Source organism: Streptomyces aureus, assembly GCF_001418135.1.
Taxonomy (GTDB): Bacteria; Actinomycetota; Actinomycetes; order Streptomycetales; family Streptomycetaceae; genus Streptomyces; species Streptomyces aureus_A.
The window spans coordinates 1-16,753 of record NZ_LIPQ01000178.1 but is presented as its reverse complement, the minus strand read 5'-3'; the positions used below and the strand labels follow the sequence as shown (position 1 = coordinate 16,753).

At 71.7% G+C, this 16,753-nt stretch carries 17 protein-coding genes; 7 read left to right on the top strand and 10 right to left on the bottom strand.

Annotated features, from left to right (window positions below):
• Nucleotides 1–1,410, top strand: a 1,410-nt coding sequence (locus AOK00_RS16650; protein ID WP_055601091.1) for a hypothetical protein, incomplete at its 5' end; no start/stop codon positions are given.
• 116 nt (nucleotides 1,411–1,526) lie between these two features.
• On the top strand, nucleotides 1,527–2,162 hold the full coding sequence (locus AOK00_RS16645) for an NUDIX hydrolase (RefSeq protein WP_254047384.1): 636 nt from the start codon (nucleotides 1,527–1,529) through the stop codon (nucleotides 2,160–2,162).
• Nucleotides 2,163–2,338: 176 nt separating this feature from the next.
• Here the strand turns inward: AOK00_RS16645 and rlmB are convergent, their stop codons facing one another.
• From rlmB to AOK00_RS16620, 5 genes are all read right to left on the bottom strand, one after another.
• Nucleotides 2,339–3,298 carry a 23S rRNA (guanosine(2251)-2'-O)-methyltransferase RlmB gene (gene rlmB / locus AOK00_RS16640; RefSeq protein WP_055601090.1) on the bottom strand — a complete coding sequence of 320 codons (960 nt, stop codon included), beginning with the start codon at nucleotides 3,296–3,298 and terminating at the stop codon, nucleotides 2,339–2,341.
• A 98-nt stretch (nucleotides 3,299–3,396) separates the two neighbouring features.
• Entirely contained in the window at nucleotides 3,397–4,794 is a 1,398-nt protein-coding gene (gene cysS, locus AOK00_RS16635) for a cysteine--tRNA ligase (protein ID WP_055601092.1), read from the bottom strand.
• Between the two features lie 124 nt (nucleotides 4,795–4,918).
• Nucleotides 4,919–5,428 (bottom strand): 2-C-methyl-D-erythritol 2,4-cyclodiphosphate synthase, encoded by a 510-nt coding sequence (gene ispF / locus AOK00_RS16630; protein ID WP_030323213.1) that lies wholly within the window; start codon nucleotides 5,426–5,428, stop codon nucleotides 4,919–4,921.
• Nucleotides 5,418–6,167, bottom strand: a complete 750-nt coding sequence (gene ispD / locus AOK00_RS16625) for a 2-C-methyl-D-erythritol 4-phosphate cytidylyltransferase (protein ID WP_055601089.1) — start codon at nucleotides 6,165–6,167, stop codon at nucleotides 5,418–5,420. Before ispD ends, ispF begins: the two co-directional genes overlap by 11 nt.
• A 352-nt stretch (nucleotides 6,168–6,519) precedes the next feature.
• Nucleotides 6,520–7,002: a CarD family transcriptional regulator gene (locus AOK00_RS16620; protein ID WP_003953493.1), complete on the bottom strand. Its 483-nt coding sequence runs from the start codon at nucleotides 7,000–7,002 to the stop codon at nucleotides 6,520–6,522.
• A gap of 682 nt (nucleotides 7,003–7,684) precedes the next feature.
• On the opposite strand from AOK00_RS16620, the gene AOK00_RS16615 reads away from it, so the two are divergent.
• On the top strand, nucleotides 7,685–8,335 hold the full coding sequence (locus AOK00_RS16615) for a hypothetical protein (protein WP_055601088.1): 651 nt from the start codon (nucleotides 7,685–7,687) through the stop codon (nucleotides 8,333–8,335).
• Between the two features lie 110 nt (nucleotides 8,336–8,445).
• Here AOK00_RS16615 and AOK00_RS16610 read toward each other — a convergent pair whose 3' ends face one another.
• Nucleotides 8,446–9,126 (bottom strand): response regulator transcription factor, encoded by a 681-nt coding sequence (locus AOK00_RS16610; RefSeq protein WP_015035162.1) that lies wholly within the window; start codon nucleotides 9,124–9,126, stop codon nucleotides 8,446–8,448.
• Complete coding sequence (locus tag AOK00_RS16605; protein ID WP_055601087.1) at nucleotides 9,123–10,352, bottom strand: sensor histidine kinase; 1,230 nt, start codon at nucleotides 10,350–10,352, stop codon at nucleotides 9,123–9,125. The genes AOK00_RS16610 and AOK00_RS16605 overlap by 4 nt, the downstream gene beginning before the upstream one ends.
• A gap of 277 nt (nucleotides 10,353–10,629) precedes the next feature.
• Between AOK00_RS16605 and phoU the strand changes: the two genes are divergently transcribed.
• Both phoU and AOK00_RS39445 read left to right on the top strand, forming a co-directional pair.
• Complete coding sequence (gene phoU / locus AOK00_RS16600; RefSeq protein ID WP_030323218.1) at nucleotides 10,630–11,310, top strand: phosphate signaling complex protein PhoU; 681 nt, start codon at nucleotides 10,630–10,632, stop codon at nucleotides 11,308–11,310.
• Between the two features lie 91 nt (nucleotides 11,311–11,401).
• Nucleotides 11,402–11,554, top strand: a complete 153-nt coding sequence (locus AOK00_RS39445) for a hypothetical protein (RefSeq protein WP_173861576.1) — start codon at nucleotides 11,402–11,404, stop codon at nucleotides 11,552–11,554.
• A gap of 69 nt (nucleotides 11,555–11,623) precedes the next feature.
• Here the strand turns inward: AOK00_RS39445 and AOK00_RS16595 are convergent, their stop codons facing one another.
• Both AOK00_RS16595 and AOK00_RS16590 read right to left on the bottom strand, forming a co-directional pair.
• A complete protein-coding gene (locus tag AOK00_RS16595; RefSeq protein ID WP_055601086.1) occupies nucleotides 11,624–12,097 on the bottom strand; it encodes a GNAT family N-acetyltransferase in 474 nt (157 codons plus the stop codon).
• A 253-nt stretch (nucleotides 12,098–12,350) separates the two neighbouring features.
• On the bottom strand, nucleotides 12,351–13,109 hold the full coding sequence (locus AOK00_RS16590; protein ID WP_055601085.1) for a phosphoglyceromutase: 759 nt from the start codon (nucleotides 13,107–13,109) through the stop codon (nucleotides 12,351–12,353).
• A gap of 126 nt (nucleotides 13,110–13,235) precedes the next feature.
• Here AOK00_RS16590 and AOK00_RS16585 point away from each other — a divergent pair, with 126 nt between their 5' ends.
• Nucleotides 13,236–14,594 carry an MDR family MFS transporter gene (locus tag AOK00_RS16585; protein ID WP_055601084.1) on the top strand — a complete coding sequence of 453 codons (1,359 nt, stop codon included), beginning with the start codon at nucleotides 13,236–13,238 and terminating at the stop codon, nucleotides 14,592–14,594.
• On the opposite strand, the gene AOK00_RS16580 is transcribed toward AOK00_RS16585, so the two are convergent.
• Entirely contained in the window at nucleotides 14,584–15,540 is a 957-nt protein-coding gene (locus AOK00_RS16580; RefSeq protein ID WP_055601083.1) for an MBL fold metallo-hydrolase, read from the bottom strand. The genes AOK00_RS16585 and AOK00_RS16580 overlap by 11 nt on opposite strands.
• Before the next feature lie 114 nt (nucleotides 15,541–15,654).
• Here AOK00_RS16580 and AOK00_RS16575 point away from each other — a divergent pair, with 114 nt between their 5' ends.
• Nucleotides 15,655–16,677, top strand: a complete 1,023-nt coding sequence (locus AOK00_RS16575; protein WP_055601082.1) for an AraC family transcriptional regulator — start codon at nucleotides 15,655–15,657, stop codon at nucleotides 16,675–16,677.
• The last annotated feature ends 76 nt before the right edge of the window (nucleotides 16,678–16,753 follow it).

Here is a 16,753-nt window from a genome sequence, read left to right as displayed (position 1 = left end):
CCCGCCGGTCTCGCCGACGCCCGCCAGCACGCCTCCGCGCCCGCCGGGCCGCCCGCCGAAGCGGTCTCCGCGGCCTCCGCCGAACTGCGCCGCTCGCTCGTGAACAGCGGCACCCTGGTGGTCAACCGGGCGTTCCTCCTCAACAACGAGGCGCTGTACTCGAACTACCTGCCGTCCGCCGATCCCATCGAGCGGGACGCTTTCGTCCGGCTCCTCAACGACCGGGTGCTGGTCCCCTACCTGTACACGGAACGGGAGCCCGCCGCGGACTTCGCCTGGGCCTACGACCGTGCCGTCGGACACGCCTGGCGCCGGCTCGTCACGGAGGAGGCCGAGCCCGCGCTCGTGCGCTTCGACTGGGACGACGACGCCAACCGCGACAAGGCCGGCCAGATCGGCAACTTCTTCTCCACGAACGTCTCCTCCCTCCGCCGGCTGCGCGCGCCGCAGCTCGCCAAGGACCTCGGCATCCCGGAGGAGCTGGCCCGGTCGATGCGCGAGGGCGTCCTGAAGGACATCTACTTCTGGGCCGGTGAGCAGGACAACGACCGGGACATCACCCGTAACGCTCTCTACCAGCGGTTCATCACCCGGCCCGGCACCGAGCCGTACCAGAACCTGCTGCGGGAGGGCGATCACGTCGTCCCCACCAAGCAACTGGTGGACCTGCTCTACAGCTTGGGCGTGCCCCGGGCCGGCGGGCTGATCCCGGTCACCCCGCCGGACTCCCCGCCCCGCTCGACGCTCCAGGAGCTCCGCACCGACCTGCGGCCCCGCGACGACGACCCGGAGGCGATCGGCCGACTGCTGCGCGATCTGTTCGCCGACGCGCTGCACCGGGCGGTCGACGGGCCGAACTCGTACGCCGGTCTCTCCCTCGCCGACATCAACCGGCTGCGGCGGGAGGAGGAGTGGCGGGCGTACGTGGACTCCCTGGACACATTCGTCCGGGGCGGTTTCGAGGACGGGCGGATCCCCACTCCCGAGGAGTTCGCGGCGGGCACCTCCGAGGTGGCGCGGCGCCACGCGCGGATGCTGCGGACCGCGCGCGCGACGAGCGGCAGCGGGAACGGCTTCACCCGGGACATCGTCTCGGTCCTGGTCATCGAGGCGGGCGGGGTCGCCCTCCAGGTGACGAGCGGCGAGGAAGTGTCGCTGCTCGCGGGGTCGATCCAGCTGCTCACCGCGGCCGCGGGCGCGCTGACGCTCCGGCTGGAGTTCCGTGACCGGGGCGGGAAGGGCCGGCGCGGAGGACTCGGGCACTCGCTGACATTGCCGACGCTGCGGCTGGGCAGTCTGAAGCGGGACTGGGAGGCGATCCTGGGGGCGTACGGCGGGCGGGTCGTCGAGACGGGACGGCTGCCCGGCGCGCCCCGCCAGGCCGACCAGCAGTGCCAGCCCGCCCCGTAGCGAGCGCCGGAGCCCACCCCGGACCGGCGCCCGACCGACCACGAGCGCCGGATCCGATCCCGACCGGCGCGCCGAGCACGAGCCGGCCCCGGGGGGCCGGGAAAGGCAGTCCGCACATGAGCATGGAGCCCGCACACCGCTACGAGCAGCTGCGTACGGAGCGGCCCGAGCTGTTCCGCAACGAACCGGGCGGCATCGAGATCCTCACCGACCCTGAAGCGGTCGCGGCCGCCGACTGCGGGGTGCTCTACCAGGACCCGTACGTCCTGCTCGTCCGGGACCCGGTGCGCTTCCCGGACGGCCGCGAGGGCACGTACATCCGCTCGGTGAGCACGACGGCCGAGCCGGGCTGTGTGGTGCTGCCGCTGCTCGGCGACCGGGTGGTGCTCATCGAGCACTACCGGCACGCCACCCGGTCCTGGCAGTGGGAGCTGCCCCGGGGATTCGGCACCCGGGGCCTGACGGGCGCGGCGAACGCGGCGAAGGAGCTCGACGAGGAGATCGGGGCGCGGGTGCGGGAGCTGATCCCGCTGGGCGAGCTGCATCCGGACAGCGGGATGACGGGCGACCGCGTCCTGCTCTTCGCGGCCCGGATCGACGCGATCGGGCGGCTGGCGGCGTCGGAGGCGATCCGGAGCTCGCTGACGATCCCCTTCGCGGAGGCCGAGGAGATGATCGCCGACGGCCGTGTCACGGACGCTTTCACCATCGCCGCGATGACCCGCGCCCGCCTGGCAGGCCTGACGGCCTGAGGCGGGCGCGGGTACGGACGGGGCAGGGGCGCCGGAACGCGCGCCGGTCCGGCGAGGCGCACCGGCGGTCCATCACGGCAGGCGGGCTGCCGGAGCGCTACAGCAGGCGGGCTGCCGGAGCGCAACAGCAGGCGGGCTGCCGGCGCACGTACCGCCGCTGCGTCACGGGCCCAGTGTCAGCGGGCCATCCGGCGGCGGGCCGCCTCGTAGAGCACGACACCGGCGGCGACACCGGCGTTCAGCGACTCGGCGCCGCCCGGCATCGGGATGCGGACGAGGAAGTCGCAGGTCTCGCCGACGAGGCGGGACAGGCCCTTGCCCTCGGAGCCGACGACGATGACGACCGGACCGCCCAGCTCCTCCAGCTCGTGCACCTCGCGGTCACCGTCGGCGGCGAGGCCGACGACCGTGACACCGGCCTTCTGGTACTGCTCCAGGCAGCGCGTCAGGTTGGTGGCGCGGGCGACCGGGGTACGGGCGGCGGTGCCGGCCGACGTCTTCCACGCACCGGCGGTCATGCCGGCGGCGCGCCGCTCGGGCACGACGACACCGTGACCGCCGAAGGCGGAGACGGAGCGGACGACGGCGCCGAGGTTGCGCGGGTCGGTGACGCCGTCGAGGGCGACGATCAGCGGGTCGTCGTGGTCGTCGAACGCGGCCGTGACGAGGTCCTCGGGGTGCGCGTACTCGTACGGCGGGACCTGGAGGACGAGGCCCTGGTGGTTCAGGCCGTTCGTCATCCGGTCGAGCTCGGGGCGCGGCGCCTCCATGATGTTGATGTTGCCGCGGCCGGTGGCGAGGTTCAGGGCCTCGCGCACGCGCTCGTCGTTGTCGATGAACTGCTGCACGTACAGCGTCGAGGCGGGCACGCCGTCGCGCAGGGCCTCGAAGACCGGGTTGCGGCCGACGACCATCTCGGACAGGCCCTTGCCGCCGCGGCGGGCGACCGGCTTGCGCTTGGCCGCGTTCCGGGCCATCGCGTTGTTGACGCGGAATGCCTTGTGGCCCTTGCGGGCCTCGGCCTTGGGCGTCGGGCCCTTGCCTTCGAGGCCCTTGCGCCGCTGGCCACCGCTGCCGATCGTCGCACCCTTCTTGTTGGACGTGCGACGGTTCCTGCGCTGGCTGTTCCCGGCCATGACTACCTAATCCTCGGTGTTGCGTACGGAGGCGTACTCGCCCTCGTACAAGGTCTGTAACTGAAGTGTGCCGCCCGGAGGCCCGAGCGGCACGTCTTCTAACGGTTGCCCAGCGTCCAGCGGGGTCCGTCGGGGCTGTCCTCGATGGCGAGGCCGGACTGGTTGAGCTGGTCGCGGATCGCGTCCGCGGTCGCCCAGTCCTTGCGCTCGCGCGCCGACTCGCGCTGCTGGAGCACGAGCCGTACGAGGGTGTCGACGGCGCCGTGGAGCTCGTCGCCGCCACCGCTCTCCTCGGCCCAGTGCGGGTCGAGCGGGTCCAGGCCGAGGACGCCGAGCATGGCCCGGACCTCGGCGAGGCGGGCGATGGCCTCGTCCTTGTCGTCCGCGGCGAGGGCGCTGTTGCCCTGCCGGACGGTGGTGTGGATGATCGCGAGCGCGTGCGGCACGCCCAGGTCGTCGTCCATGGCTTCGGCGAAGGCCGGCGGCACCTCGGCGGCGGGGGCGACGTCCTTGCCCGCCTTCTCGGTGGCGCGCTGGACGAAGCCCTCGATCCGGGCGAACGCCGACTCGGCCTCGCGCAGGGACTCCTCGCTGTACTCGATCATCGAGCGGTAGTGCGGGGTGCCCAGGTAGTAGCGGAGGACGATGGGGCGCCAGTTCCTGACCATCTCGGACACCAGCACGCTGTTGCCGAGCGACTTCGACATCTTCTCGCCGGCCATGGTGACCCAGGCGTTGTGCACCCAGTACGAGGCGAAGTCGTCGCCGAAGGCCTTGGCCTGGGCGATCTCGTTCTCGTGGTGCGGGAAGATCAGGTCGAGGCCGCCGCCGTGGATGTCGAAGGCGGAGCCCAGGTACTTGTGGGCCATCGCCGAGCACTCCAGGTGCCAGCCGGGACGGCCGCGGCCCCACGGGGTCTCCCAGTCGGGCTCGCCCGGCTTGGTCGCCTTCCACATCGCGAAGTCGCGCGGGTCGCGCTTGCCGGAGACGCCCTCGTCGGGCTGGCGGAGGTCGTCGATGTCCTGGTTGGACAGCTCCAGGTAGCCCGGGAAGGAGCGCACGTCGAAGTAGACGCTGCCGTCGGCCTCGTACGCGTGGCCGCGCTCGATGAGGCCGCGCATCATCTCGATCATCTCGGGGACGTGCCCGGTGGCGCGGGGCTCGTACGTCGGCGGAAGGCAACCGAGCGCGTCGTAGCCCGCGTTGAACGCGCGCTCGTTCTCGTAGCCGATGGACCACCAGGGGCGGCCCTGCTCGGCGCCCTTCCTGATGATCTTGTCGTCGATGTCGGTGACGTTGCGGATGAACGTGACGTCGTAGCCGCGGTACGCGAACCAGCGGCGCATGATGTCGAAGTTCAGCCCCGACCGGATGTGGCCGATGTGCGGGGCCGCCTGGACGGTGGCACCACAGAGGTAGATCGAGACCTGGCCCGGCGTGAGCGGGGTGAAGTCACGGATCTGCCGGGCGCTGGTGTCGTACAGGCGAATAGTCACCACTCCAGGGTAGTGGGCGTGTGGTAGTGCCCCGATACCTGTTCGCCGTCTCCGATGACGTTTTTCACCGGTACCGGTGGATGCCGGTACCGGTGAACGTGATGACGGACGCCCCGGAACGCGGTTACGGGCGGGCCACCGGGTACACGAGGGCCGTCGCCAGCGCCGCGAGGCCCTCCGCGCGGCCCGTCAGACCGAGGCCGTCCGTAGTGGTGCCGGAGACGGAGACCGGTGCGCCGGCCGCCTCGCTCAGCGCCTTCTGCGCCTCGTCGCGCCGCTTGCCGACCTTGGGGCGGACGCCGATGACCTGGACTGCGATGTTGCCGATCTCGTATCCCTCGGCGCGGACGATCCGGGCGGCCTCCGCGAGGAGGGTGACCCCGGAGGCGCCGGAGTACTCGGGGCGGGAGGTGCCGAAGTGGGCGCCGAGGTCGCCGATGCCGGCGGCGGAGAAGAGCGCGTCACAGGCGGCGTGGGCGGCCACGTCACCGTCGGAGTGCCCGGCGAGGCCGTGCCCGTCGTTCTCGTCGGCGTCCCAGAGGAGGCCCGCGCACCAGAGTTCGCGGCCCTTCTCGAAGGCGTGGACGTCGGTGCCGATGCCGGTGCGCGGCAGCACGGGGAGATCAGAAGCCATCGTTGGCCCTCCTGCGGGCGAGTACGGCCTCGGCGAGGACGAGGTCGAGGGGGCGGGTCACCTTGAAGGCCTCCTCGTGGCCGGGCACGACGACGACGGGCGCGCCGAGCCGCTCGACCATACCGGCGTCGTCGGTGGCGCCCTCACCGGTGAGGGCGACGGTGGCGTGCGCGTTGACCAGGGTGTCGCGGTCGAAGCCCTGGGGGGTCTGGACGGCGCGGAGCCGGGCCCGGACCGGGGTGGCGACGACCTGCTCGGGGTCGCCCGGCTTCTCGGCCGGCTCGACCTCCTTGACGGTGTCGGAGACGGGCATCGCGGGGACGACGGCGACCGCCCCGTCCCGTACGGCCTCGATGACCGCGTCCACGGTGTCGACGGGGACGAGCGGGCGGGCCGCGTCGTGGACGAGGACGGTGCCGATGCCCTCGGGGAGCACGTCGAGTCCGAGGCGTACGGACTCCTGGCGGGTGTCACCGCCGGGTACGACGAGGTAGTCGGTGCGCTCGGGGAGGGCGTGGGCGTCGAGGAGGTTCTTGACCTCGGCGACGCCGTCGGAGGGGGCGACCACGACGACGAGCGAGACCGCGCGGGAGGCGGCCATCGCACGGACGGCGTGGATGAGGATGGGGGTGCCGTTCAGCGCGCGCAGCGCCTTGGGGGCGCCCGGACCGAGGCGTACGCCCCGTCCGGCCGCCGGGATCACCACAGCGGTACGAGGAGGACGCGCTTCGTCTGACATCGGTTGCACTCCGGCAGGTTTGTTTCCGCGGCCGACATGGGTATGGCCTCACCGTGCCGGACGCTCCGCCTTGGCCGGGCCCTTTCCGTGACGACGGTCGAGGCGTTGGCGCCCGCGCACAGGGGTTCGGACGTAACAGGGGGAACGAGAGCATACGTACATGAACACGCGTACGCGAACGTGCGTACAGGAGCACGCGTGCTGTCGCGGTCGTGCACTGTCTCGGTGGTGAAGCGAGGCACTCGTGAAATGCCGCAGTGCCCGGCGGCAGCACTGTGTGGATCACAGCACGCCAGCGGGCACCGCGGCATCGCTTCACTTGGTAGCGCGCTCGGATGTCTTCAGAGCACGCTCAGGACGCGAGGACCTCGTCGAGGAGAGCCTCGGCCTTGTCCTCGTTCGTGTTCTCCGCGAGGGCCAGCTCGCTGACCAGGATCTGCCGAGCCTTGGCGAGCATGCGCTTCTCACCGGCGGAGAGACCGCGCTCGCGCTCACGCCGCCACAGGTCGCGGACTACTTCGGCGACCTTGATGACATCGCCGGAGGCGAGCTTCTCGAGATTTGCCTTGTAGCGACGGGACCAGTTCGTCGGCTCTTCGGCGTACGGTGCGCGCAGCACCTCGAAGACCCGGTCCAGCCCGTCCTGACCGACTACGTCGCGAACACCGACGAACTCCGCATTGTCCGCCGGCACACGAACCGTCAGGTCGCCCTGCGCGACCTTGAGCACCAAGTAGGTCTTGTCCACGCCTTTGATCTGGCGAGTTTCGATGGCCTCGATCAGCGCGGCCCCGTGATGGGGATAGACCACGGTGTCGCCAACCTTGAACGTCATGTGACAGGTACCCCTTCCGTGGCTATCCAGGGTAACACGGATACAGCTTCTTCTGAATGGCGTTTTCGCAGGTCAGGGCATATCTCGGGGCTTGACAACAGCAACACGAACGTGCTGCGGAGGGCTTCCGGAAGGCGGTATTCGCAGGTCGGAGCGGCTGCGCGGACGGAGAGAAACGCGCACGTTACACCTACCCGAAGCCCCTCCAAGGAGGGCCGATGCCCCGTTTTGTCGGGTTCGGCGTGGCCTTCCCAACGTACTCCGTTCGAGGATCGTCCACCCGTACGGATGCATCACGGGGTGATTCCGCAATTGATCAGCGGACGCCCGTCCCGGCTTTTCCGGAGGTACGGCTCCGGGGAATGCGGGGCGGCCCTCGAATTGATCAAGGCGGTTATGTGAACAACAGGTCAATGGGTCGTGATCCGGCCATGGCGGCCGGATCACGGCGAGAGGCGGACGGCACGCGGGACCGCTCCGTGGCCGTACCGGGGCCGCCCGGGCGCCGTCCCCGGCGCCGCCCCCGGAGACCCTGTGGCCGGTAAGGGGCGGGTCGGGTGCGGGACGGAGAGTGCGGCTCGGTAACCTGAGCGCGCTGACACACCCTTAGTTGGTCTTTGGTCCCGGAGTGGTCCGAAGCCTGTCCGTAGCCAGTCCGTACGTCCTAGGAGATGCCGCCGCCGTGAGCCGCAGCCTTCGACGCGGCGCCCTCGCCGCCACCGCCATCGCTTTCTCCATCGCCGCACTGTCCGCCTGTGGGGCGGGCAACGACGCGCAGACGCTCGGCGTCAAGCCGGACAACGCCGCCGTCACCGTGGACGACGTCAAGATCCAGAACGCTCTGGTGATCACCCAGCCCCTGAACGTGGCCAAGGGCCCGGCCGTCGTCTCGGCCACCGTCTTCAACAACGGCGGGCTGCCCCAGACGATCCAGTCCATCACCCTGCCGGGCAGCAACACCTCCGTGGCGCTGAAGCCGGCCTCGGGCGCCGGCCCGGTCGTCGTCCCGGCCAACGGCTCCGTCGTCATCGGCGGCGAGGGCAACGCCTCCGCCGTCATCGAGAACGGCAGCGAGGCCACCCGCGACGGTGACGCGCAGGAGGTCGTCTTCAAGCTCAGCCGCACCGGCGACGTGAGCCTGGACGCCTTCGTCGTCCCGGCGACCAGCTACTTCAAGGACTTCGGCCCGGCCATCATCCCGGCGCCCCCGGGCACCGAGCCGACCGCCACGGCGTCGCCCTCGGGCGAGGGCGAGCACGGCGGCGAGGGCGAGCACGGTGGCGAGGCCACCGGCGAGCCGTCGGGCGAGGCGAGCCACTCGGCCGGCCACTGACCGCGGACGTGTGAAGGGCGCCCTCCCCGGCGGGGAGGGCGCCCTTCACACGTATCCGGCCTGCTTGACCCTGCGCCGGACTCCGTCCGGCGCGTGGGACGGGCTTCGGTCTACGGCTCGAACTTGTAGCCCAGGCCACGGACCGTGACCAGGTAGCGCGGGGCGCCCGGGTCCGGCTCGATCTTGGCGCGGAGGCGCTTGACGTGGACGTCGAGGGTCTTGGTGTCGCCGACGTAGTCCGCGCCCCAGACCCGGTCGATCAGCTGCATACGGGTCAGCACACGGCCCGCGTTGCGCAGCAGCATCTCCAGGAGGTCGAACTCCTTCAGGGGCAGGTCGACCTTGCCGCCCGCGACCGTCACCACGTGGCGGTCGACGTCCATCCGGACCGGGCCGGCCTCCAGGGCCGCGGGGGTGACCTCCTCCGGCTCACCGCGGCGGCGCAGGACCGCGCGGATGCGGGCGACCAGCTCCCGCGAGGAGAAGGGCTTCGTCACGTAGTCGTCGGCTCCTATCTCCAGCCCGACGACCTTGTCGATCTCGCTGTCCTTGGCCGTCACCATGATGACGGGGACGTTCGAGCGGCCGCGCAGCTGACGGCACACCTCGGTACCGGGGAGCCCCGGAAGCATCAGGTCGAGGAGGACGAGGTCGGCCCCGTTGCGCTCGAACTCGTCGAGACCGTCGGGCCCGGTCGCCGCTACTGCGACCTCGAAGCCCTCCTTGCGAAGCATGTAGGACAGGGCGTCGCTGAAGGATTCCTCATCCTCGACGACAAGCACTCGGGTCACGGAAGGACCTCCGGGGCAGGAAGCGGTTCGGTCATGAGATCAGGGGTGGGGGACGAGGCGGGTCGGCGGTCCCGTACGGCGCCCGCCTCGGGCAGCCGCAAGGTGAAGGTGGAGCCCTGACCCTCGGTGCTCCAGACGGTGACCTCTCCGCCGTGGGAGGCGGCCACGTGCTTGACGATGGCCAGGCCGAGTCCCGTACCGCCGGTGGCGCGGGAGCGGGCCGGGTCGACGCGGTAGAAGCGCTCGAAGATGCGCTCGCGGTCCCTCTCGGAGATGCCGATGCCCTGGTCGGTCACGGCTATCTCGATCAGGTCCCCGCCCGGCGCCGCGATGCGGCGGGCGGCGATGCCCACCCTCGTACGGGCCGGTGAGTAGTTGACCGCGTTCTCCACGAGGTTGCCCAGGGCGGCGGCGAGCTGGCCGCGGCTGCCCCAGACGTAGAGGTCGGCCGCACCCCCCGACACCATGGTGATCTGCTTGGTGGAGGCGGGCTGCCGCGAGCGGTCGATCGCCTCGGCGACGAGTTCGTCCACGGACACGGGCTCGGAGTCTTCCAGCGGGTCGTCGTTCTGCACGCGGGAGAGGTCGATGAGCTCCTGTACGAGGTTGGTGAGGCGGGTCGCCTCGATCTGCATGCGGCCCGCGAAGCGGGTGACCGCCTCGGGATCGTCCGAGGCGTCCATGACCGCCTCGGAGAGCAGGGAGAGCGCGCCCGTCGGGGTCTTGAGCTCATGGCTCACGTTGGCGACGAAGTCGCGCCGTACCGCTTCGATACGACGGGCCTCGGTGAGGTCCTCGACCAGCAGCAGCACGAGGCGCGAGCCCAGCGGGGCGACCCGGGCGGAGACGGCGAGGGCCTCGCCGCGTCCGCTGCCGCGCCGGGCCAGGTCCAGCTCCACCTGCCGTATCTCTCCGTCCCGGCGGGTGTCACGGGCCATGTTGAGCATGGGCTCGACGGCCAGTTTCCCGCCGCGGACCAGGCCGAGCGCGTACGCCGCCGAGCTGGCCTTCACCACGGAGTCGCTCTCGTCGAGGACGACCGCGGAGGAGCGCAGCACGGACAGCACGGTGTCGACTCCGGGCGGGAGCACGGCGTCGGTGTGCAGGGAAGTACGGGTGGGTCTCGCCTGGTCGCGCTCGCTCCAGCGGAACGCCAGCATGGCGATCACGCCGGTGCACACGCCGGCGATCGCGGCCAATGCGGCGACCGCCGCGTTCACGTCCATGCCTCCCAGGTTATGCGGGTGCGAGGACTCTCTCCCAGCCGTCCGAGTGGCTGCTCGAACACTCGTCGCTCAGAGTTCACTCCGAGGACCTGAGTGGTTCACATGCCCTCAGAGGAGCGATGGCTTACGTCGCCCAGAGTTCACCTGAGGGAAAGTATTGATTCATGTGCGCGGGTGGAGCCGGACGCGTGAGGGGCCGAACGTGGGAGCGTGGGGATCCGAGGACCCCAATCCGGACCCCGGAGCTTTGCCGAGCTTTGCGTAGAGAGGGACATCCATGCGGGACGCGTACCACGAGGAACTGGACTCGATCGGCGAGAGCCTGGTCGAGATGGCCCGGCTCGTCGGGTCGGCGGTCGGGCGCGCCACCACGGCGATGCTCGACGCGGATCTCAAGCTCGCGGAGAGCGTGATCGCCGCCGACCAGAAGGTCGACGACCTCCAGCACGAACTGGAGGCCCGGGCCATCGCACTGCTCGCGCGGCAGCAGCCGGTGGCGACGGACCTGCGGATAGTGGTCACCTCGCTGCGGATGAGCGCCGACCTGGAGCGCTCGGGCGACCTGGCGCAGCACGTGGCGAAGCTGGCCCGTCTGCGGTTCCCCGAGTCCGCGGTGCCGCGGGACCTGCACGCGACCATCCTGGAGATGGGGCAGCTGGCGCAGCGCCTGATGGCGAAGGCGGCGGAGGTCATCATCACGAAGGACGTCGACCTGGCGCTCCAGCTGGAGCAGGACGACGACGAGATGGACCTGCTGCACCGGACGCTGTTCCAGCACCTGATCGACGACCGCTGGAAGCACGGCATCGAGACGGCGGTCGACGTGACGCTGCTCGGCCGCTACTACGAGCGGTTCGCCGACCACGCGGTGTCGGTGGCGAAGCGTGTGGTGTACCTGGTGACGGGTGAGCACGCGGACGAGCTCCAGGCGGCGGACGCGCCGGTCGAGGGCGCGTAGCGCCACGGGCGCCGATGCGCCGTTGATGCGCCGGTCCGGGTGGGCATGCAATGGGGGGAGGCGACGTGCGCCTCGAAAGGGAGGGACCCCCATGGCCGAATCCCCCAACACGACCGACTCCGGGGCGGAGGCACCGCGGGAGGCGGTGCACCTGCCCCTCGTGGGCGCCTGCGGGTGCGGCTCGGGCTGCGGCTGCGGCTGCCAGTCGGGCGGCCCGTGCCAGTGCGGCGGCTGCTCGGGCTGATCGGATGTGGCCGAGGGGGTGGGGTGCGGCATCCGCACCCCACCCCCTCGGTCCTGGCTCTCCCCGCCCCTATGTGTCCAGCACACCCACGACCTGGTCGCCGCTGGTCTCCCCCGTCGTACGGAAGCCGAGACGCTCGTAGAAGGCGCCGGGCCCTTCGTCGCCGGGTGCCCAGGTGACGTACAGCCGCGACGCGCCGCGTCGGCGCAGCTCGTCGCGGACGGCTTCGACGGCGAAGCGGCCGTACCCCTTGCCCTGCCCTTCGGCGGCGATGTTGAGCCGCCAGAGGCCGCTGCGCCGGTCGGCGGGGTCCTTCTGCGCGTCCCACTGGAGGTCGAGGAAGGCCATCAGGAAGCCGACGAGTTCGTCCCCGTCGAAGATCAGCCGCGGCCAGGCGGCCTCCCCGTAGGCGTAGGCCTCGGCGAGGGACCGCACGACGGGGGAGACGTTCCGCTCCTGGTGCAGGTGGACGCGCAGGTCGAGGGCGGCGTCGATGGTGGCGGGGGTGACCTTCTCCAGGCGGAGGGAGGAACGGGTGCTCATGGCGCGACGGTAACGGCGGGGAGGGACGGGCGCCGGTGTTTTTCCGGCCGGGCCCGTACTCGGGCCGCCGCCGGGCGGCGCACCGGACCGAGTGGCGGTGTGAGAGGGAAGCGGGTCGCGGCGGTCGGCTCCTCCGACCGCAGCCGCACGGGTGCGCGCCGGTCCGCGCTGAGGGTCCAGCGTGGGCCCAGAACGCGAGAATGCCCCTGCCCTGCGCCATGAGCGCAGGCCAGGGGCATGATCACGGTTGCCGCTACTTCTTGCCCTGGTTCTTGACCGCCTCGATGGCCGCCGCCGCGGCCTCCGGGTCGAGGTAGGTACCGCCCGGGTTGAGGGGCTTGAAGTTCTCGTCGAGCTCGTAGGCCAGCGGGATGCCCGTCGGGATGTTGAGGCCCGCGATGGCCTCGTCCGAGATGCCGTCGAGGTGCTTCACCAGCGCGCGGAGGCTGTTGCCGTGAGCCGCGACCAGGACCGTGCGGCCCGACAGGAGGTCCGGGACGATCGCGTCGTACCAGTACGGGAGCATGCGCTCCACGACGTCCTTCAGGCACTCGGTGTCCGGGCGCAGCTCCGGCGGGATCGTCGCGTAGCGCGCGTCGTGCGCCTGCGAGAACTCGCTGTCGTCCGAGAGCGGCGGCGGCGGGGTGTCGTAGGAGCGGCGCCACAGCATGAACTGCTCCTCGCCGAACTCGGCGAGCGTCTGGGCCTTGTCCTTGCCCTGGAGGGCGCCGTAGTGGCGCTCGTTGAGGCGCCACGAACGGTTCACCGGGATCCAGTGGCGGTCCGCGGACTCCAGCGCGAGCTGGGCGGTGCGGATGGCGCGCTTCTGGAGGGAGGTGTGCAGTACGTCGGGGAGCAGGCCGGCGTCCTTGAGCAGCTCGCCGCCGCGCGTCGCCTCCTTCTCACCCTTCGCGGTGAGGTTCACGTCCACCCAACCGGTGAACAGATTCTTCTCGTTCCACTCGCTCTCGCCATGGCGGAGGAGGATCAGCTTGTACGGTGCGTCGGCCATGCGTACGAGCCTAATGGACCCCTGACGATTGACACGCGTCGTCAATCCGCTGGCGTCCGACACCTGAGATGCGTAAGTTACGAGAGCCGTAAGAGGGACTTACAGATAGCAGGGGGCCGGCCACACATGTCCATCGCTTCGCTCAGACGATCAGCCAGTGAGACCGTCTCCGGCCTCCCGCAGGGCTTCTGGTGGCTGTGGCTGTCGACCCTGGTCAACCGGACCGGGGCCTTCGTCCTCACGTTCCTCTCCCTCTATCTGACGGTGGAGCTCGGACACTCGGCGTGGTTCGCCGGACTCGTCGTCGCCCTGCACGGCCTCGGCGGCGTCGCCGGCTCCCCGCTCGGCGGCGCGCTCACCGACCGCTGGGGCCGCCGCCCCACCATGGTCACCATGCACCTCGCGGCCGCCGCGTCCGCCGCCGCCCTCGCCTTCGTCACCAGCGCGTGGGCCATCGCGACGGTCGTCCTCCTCATGGGCGTCGCGATGCAGGCCGTCCGCCCGTCCATCAACGCCACCATCGCCGACATGGTCCCCGCCCACGACGTGCGCCGGGCCTACGCCCTCAACTACTGGGCCCTCAACCTCGGCTTCGCCATCGCCTCCATCGGCGGCGGCGCCGCGATCTTCCTCGGCTACCGGACGCTGTTCGTCGTCGACGCCGTCGCCACCACGCTGTGCGCCCTGATCGTCTTCCTCCGCCTCCCCGAGACCCGCCCCGAGGCCCGGACCGACAAGGCCGGCAAGCCGGTCGTCGAGGCCGAGGTGAGCATGCTCACCGTGCTGCGCGACGCACCCTTCCGCACCCTCGTCCTCCTCAACCTCTTCGTCTGCCTCGTCTTCACCGCGCCATGGATCGGCCTGCCCCTCACCATGGCGGACAAGGGCCTCTCGCCCTCGTCCTACGGCGTCGTCATCGCCGTCAACGGCATCGTGATCGTCGGCTTCCAGCTGCTCGTCAACAAGGTGACCGACAAGCGCTCCCCCGTCCTCCTGCTGTCCCTCTCCTCTCTTCTCTTCGCCCTCGGCACCGGCGCCACCGCCCTCGCGGGTTCCTCCGTGGTGGCCTTCGCCGCGACCGTCGTCGTCTGGACCGTCGGCGAGATGATCCACGTCCCGACGAACGCCGCCGCCACCGCCCTCCTCGCTCCCGAGCACGCCCGCGGCCGCTACCAGGGCGTCATGGGCATGTCCTGGGCCGTCGCCGGTTTCGTCGCCCCGATCGGCGCCGGCGCCCTCGTCGGCGGTCCCGGCCCGAACGTCCTCTGGGCCGTGACGTTCGCCATCGGCGTCCTCGCCGCCGTCGGCTACACCGTGCGGCTGCGCAAGGCCCTCGACGACGACATCGCCATCGACCGTGACGCCGACAGCGGCAGCGTCGTCGACGCGGCCATCGACGCCGCCGTCGAGCCCGGCCTCGCCGTCGAGCCCGGCAAGGGCGTCGGCGACGTCGGATCCGCCGGGAAGTCCCCCGTCAGCGCCTGACCCGGAGCCCCCTCCCGGCGATCCTGAACCCGCTCCCCTCCCTGCGCACTTCGGCGATGCCAGACCCGCCGAAGTGCGCGGGCACGACCAGCTCCCGCTCGTCGGCGGCCCGCTCCAGGATCCGGCGGCGGCTCACCGACGCCCCTCGCGCGTCCAGGCAGAAGCAGCTGCTGTGCGCGGGGTCGAGGATCTGCACGGGACTGTGCAGCAGGTCCCCGACGAAGACCGCCCGCTCCCCCGCCGACGCGAGTCTCAGCACGGCCGACCCGGGCGTGTGACCGGGCGCGGACTCCAGGGTGAGGTGCTCGTCGATGCGGTGGACGCCGTCCCAGAGCACGATCCGCCCCGCGCGGTGGAGGGGCGCGACGCTGTCCTCGTAGACGAATCGGTCGCTCTCGCTCCGGCCGCCGCCGTAGGCGTTGTCCGGCCCGAAGTGGGCGTCGTCCGCCGCCGGTACGAGGTACTCGGCGTGCGGGAAGGTCGGCACCCACTCCCCGCCACCGATGCCGCCGCCGACGTCCCCGCCGCTGTCGCTGCCGTCGGCGGCTCGGGTGTTCCAGCCGACGTGGTCGGCGTGGAGATGGGTGTTGACGACGACGTCCACGTCCTCGGGGCGGACCCCGGCCCGCTCCAGGACGCCGAGGAAGTCCCCCTGCCAGTGGTGGAACTGCGGCGAGCCGGGCCGCTCGCGCCCGTTGCCCACCCCGGTGTCGACCAGGATCGTCCGTCCCCCGCTGCGCAGCACCCATGTCTGCAGCGCCATGACCGCCCGGTCGCTCTCCGGATCCCAGTGGTCCGGTGCCAGCCAGTCCTCGTTGTCCTTCCAGGTCTCCCCGTCGGCCGAGGGGACGAGCTCGCCGGCGGTCGCGAACGGCCCCTGCCACTCGACGACCCGGACGACCTCGACGTCCCCCACCACCACGCGCTGTGCGCTCTCCTGTGTCATGCCGTCGACGTTAGGGAGCGCGGATGAGCCTCTCAATGCCCGTACGACTCCACCGGATACGCGTACGTCTCACCGTGGCGCCGCCGGTCGGCCCCGCAGGGCTACGCTGGCGCGATGGACGTGGTGAGCGACGCGATCTCGGCCGTACGGATCGGACGGCCCTCCTCCCAGCGGGTCCGGGTCGCCGGGAGCTGGTGCACCCGCCTCGCCCCGTACGACGGCGCGGGCTTCCACGTCGTCCTGGAGGGCCACTGCTGGCTGCTGCCCGACGGCGGCGAGCCGGTCGAACTCGGCCCGGGCGACGCCGTCCTGCTGCCGCACGGGACCGGGCACGTGATCGCCGACGGGCCCGCCGACGCGGCGCGGCTCGCGCGCGCCGTGTCCTTCGAGCGGTGGTCGGCCGGGACCGGGTCGCGGCCGCCCGTCGTCGCAGGGAGCGAGGACGGCGCCGCGGTCGAGGACGGCGCCGCGGTCGAGATGCTGTGCGGCAAGTACCGGCTCGACCGCAGCCACGTCCACCCGCTCCTCGCGGAGCTCCCCCCGCTCGTCCACCTGCCGAACCGGGACGACCGCGGCGCCGACGGTCCCGACGGCACCGGCGGCGCGGGCGGCGCCGATCCCGGCCTCCGCTCCGCCATCGCCCTGCTCGGCCACGAGGTGGGCGAGCGGCGCCCCGGCTCCGGGGTCGCCCTGCCGAGCCTGCTCGACCTGCTCCTCGTCTACATGATCCGTTCCTGGACGGCCGCGAACGCCGCCCCGGGAAGCCGGGCCGGCAGGGCCGGAACCTGGCCGGCCGCCCTCGGCGATCCGGTGACCGCCGCCGCCCTGCGGGCCCTGCACACCGACCCGGCCGCCCCGTGGACCAACGAACTCCTCGCGGCCGAGGCCGGGGTCTCCCGGCCCACCCTGGCCCGCCGTTTCACCGCCCTCGTCGGCCGGCCCCCGATGGCCTACCTCACCTGGTGGCGGCTCACCCGCGCCGCCGCCCTGCTCCGCGACACCCCGGACCCGTTGGCCGCCGTCGCCCGGCGCGTCGGCTACAGCACGCCGTACGCCTTGTCGCACGCCTTCCGCCGGGAGTTCGGCACGACCCCCGGGCAGTACCGGACGGGCCTGGCCGCGGCTACCGCCGACTGAGCGCGCGCTGCGCCTCGTACAGGTTCGAAGGGCGCACCGAACCCGGGCTGCCGTAGGCCTCCACGCGCGCGTGGAG

Excerpts from the sequence above, each read along its gene's own strand:
- AOK00_RS16645 (WP_254047384.1), top strand. The coding sequence starts at position 1,527 with ATGAGCATGGAGCCCGCACACCGCTACGAGCAGCTGCGTACGGAGCGG.
- rlmB (WP_055601090.1), bottom strand. The coding sequence starts at position 3,298 with ATGGCCGGGAACAGCCAGCGCAGGAACCGTCGCACGTCCAACAAGAAG.
- ispF (WP_030323213.1), bottom strand. The coding sequence starts at position 5,428 with ATGGCTTCTGATCTCCCCGTGCTGCCGCGCACCGGCATCGGCACCGAC.
- ispD (WP_055601089.1), bottom strand. The coding sequence starts at position 6,167 with ATGTCAGACGAAGCGCGTCCTCCTCGTACCGCTGTGGTGATCCCGGCG.
- AOK00_RS16620 (WP_003953493.1), bottom strand. The coding sequence starts at position 7,002 with ATGACGTTCAAGGTTGGCGACACCGTGGTCTATCCCCATCACGGGGCC.
- AOK00_RS16605 (WP_055601087.1), bottom strand. The coding sequence starts at position 10,352 with ATGGACGTGAACGCGGCGGTCGCCGCATTGGCCGCGATCGCCGGCGTG.
- phoU (WP_030323218.1), top strand. The coding sequence starts at position 10,630 with ATGCGGGACGCGTACCACGAGGAACTGGACTCGATCGGCGAGAGCCTG.
- AOK00_RS39445 (WP_173861576.1), top strand. The coding sequence starts at position 11,402 with ATGGCCGAATCCCCCAACACGACCGACTCCGGGGCGGAGGCACCGCGG.
- AOK00_RS16595 (WP_055601086.1), bottom strand. The coding sequence starts at position 12,097 with ATGAGCACCCGTTCCTCCCTCCGCCTGGAGAAGGTCACCCCCGCCACC.
- AOK00_RS16590 (WP_055601085.1), bottom strand. The coding sequence starts at position 13,109 with ATGGCCGACGCACCGTACAAGCTGATCCTCCTCCGCCATGGCGAGAGC.
- AOK00_RS16585 (WP_055601084.1), top strand. The coding sequence starts at position 13,236 with ATGTCCATCGCTTCGCTCAGACGATCAGCCAGTGAGACCGTCTCCGGC.
- AOK00_RS16580 (WP_055601083.1), bottom strand. The coding sequence starts at position 15,540 with ATGACACAGGAGAGCGCACAGCGCGTGGTGGTGGGGGACGTCGAGGTC.
- AOK00_RS16575 (WP_055601082.1), top strand. The coding sequence starts at position 15,655 with ATGGACGTGGTGAGCGACGCGATCTCGGCCGTACGGATCGGACGGCCC.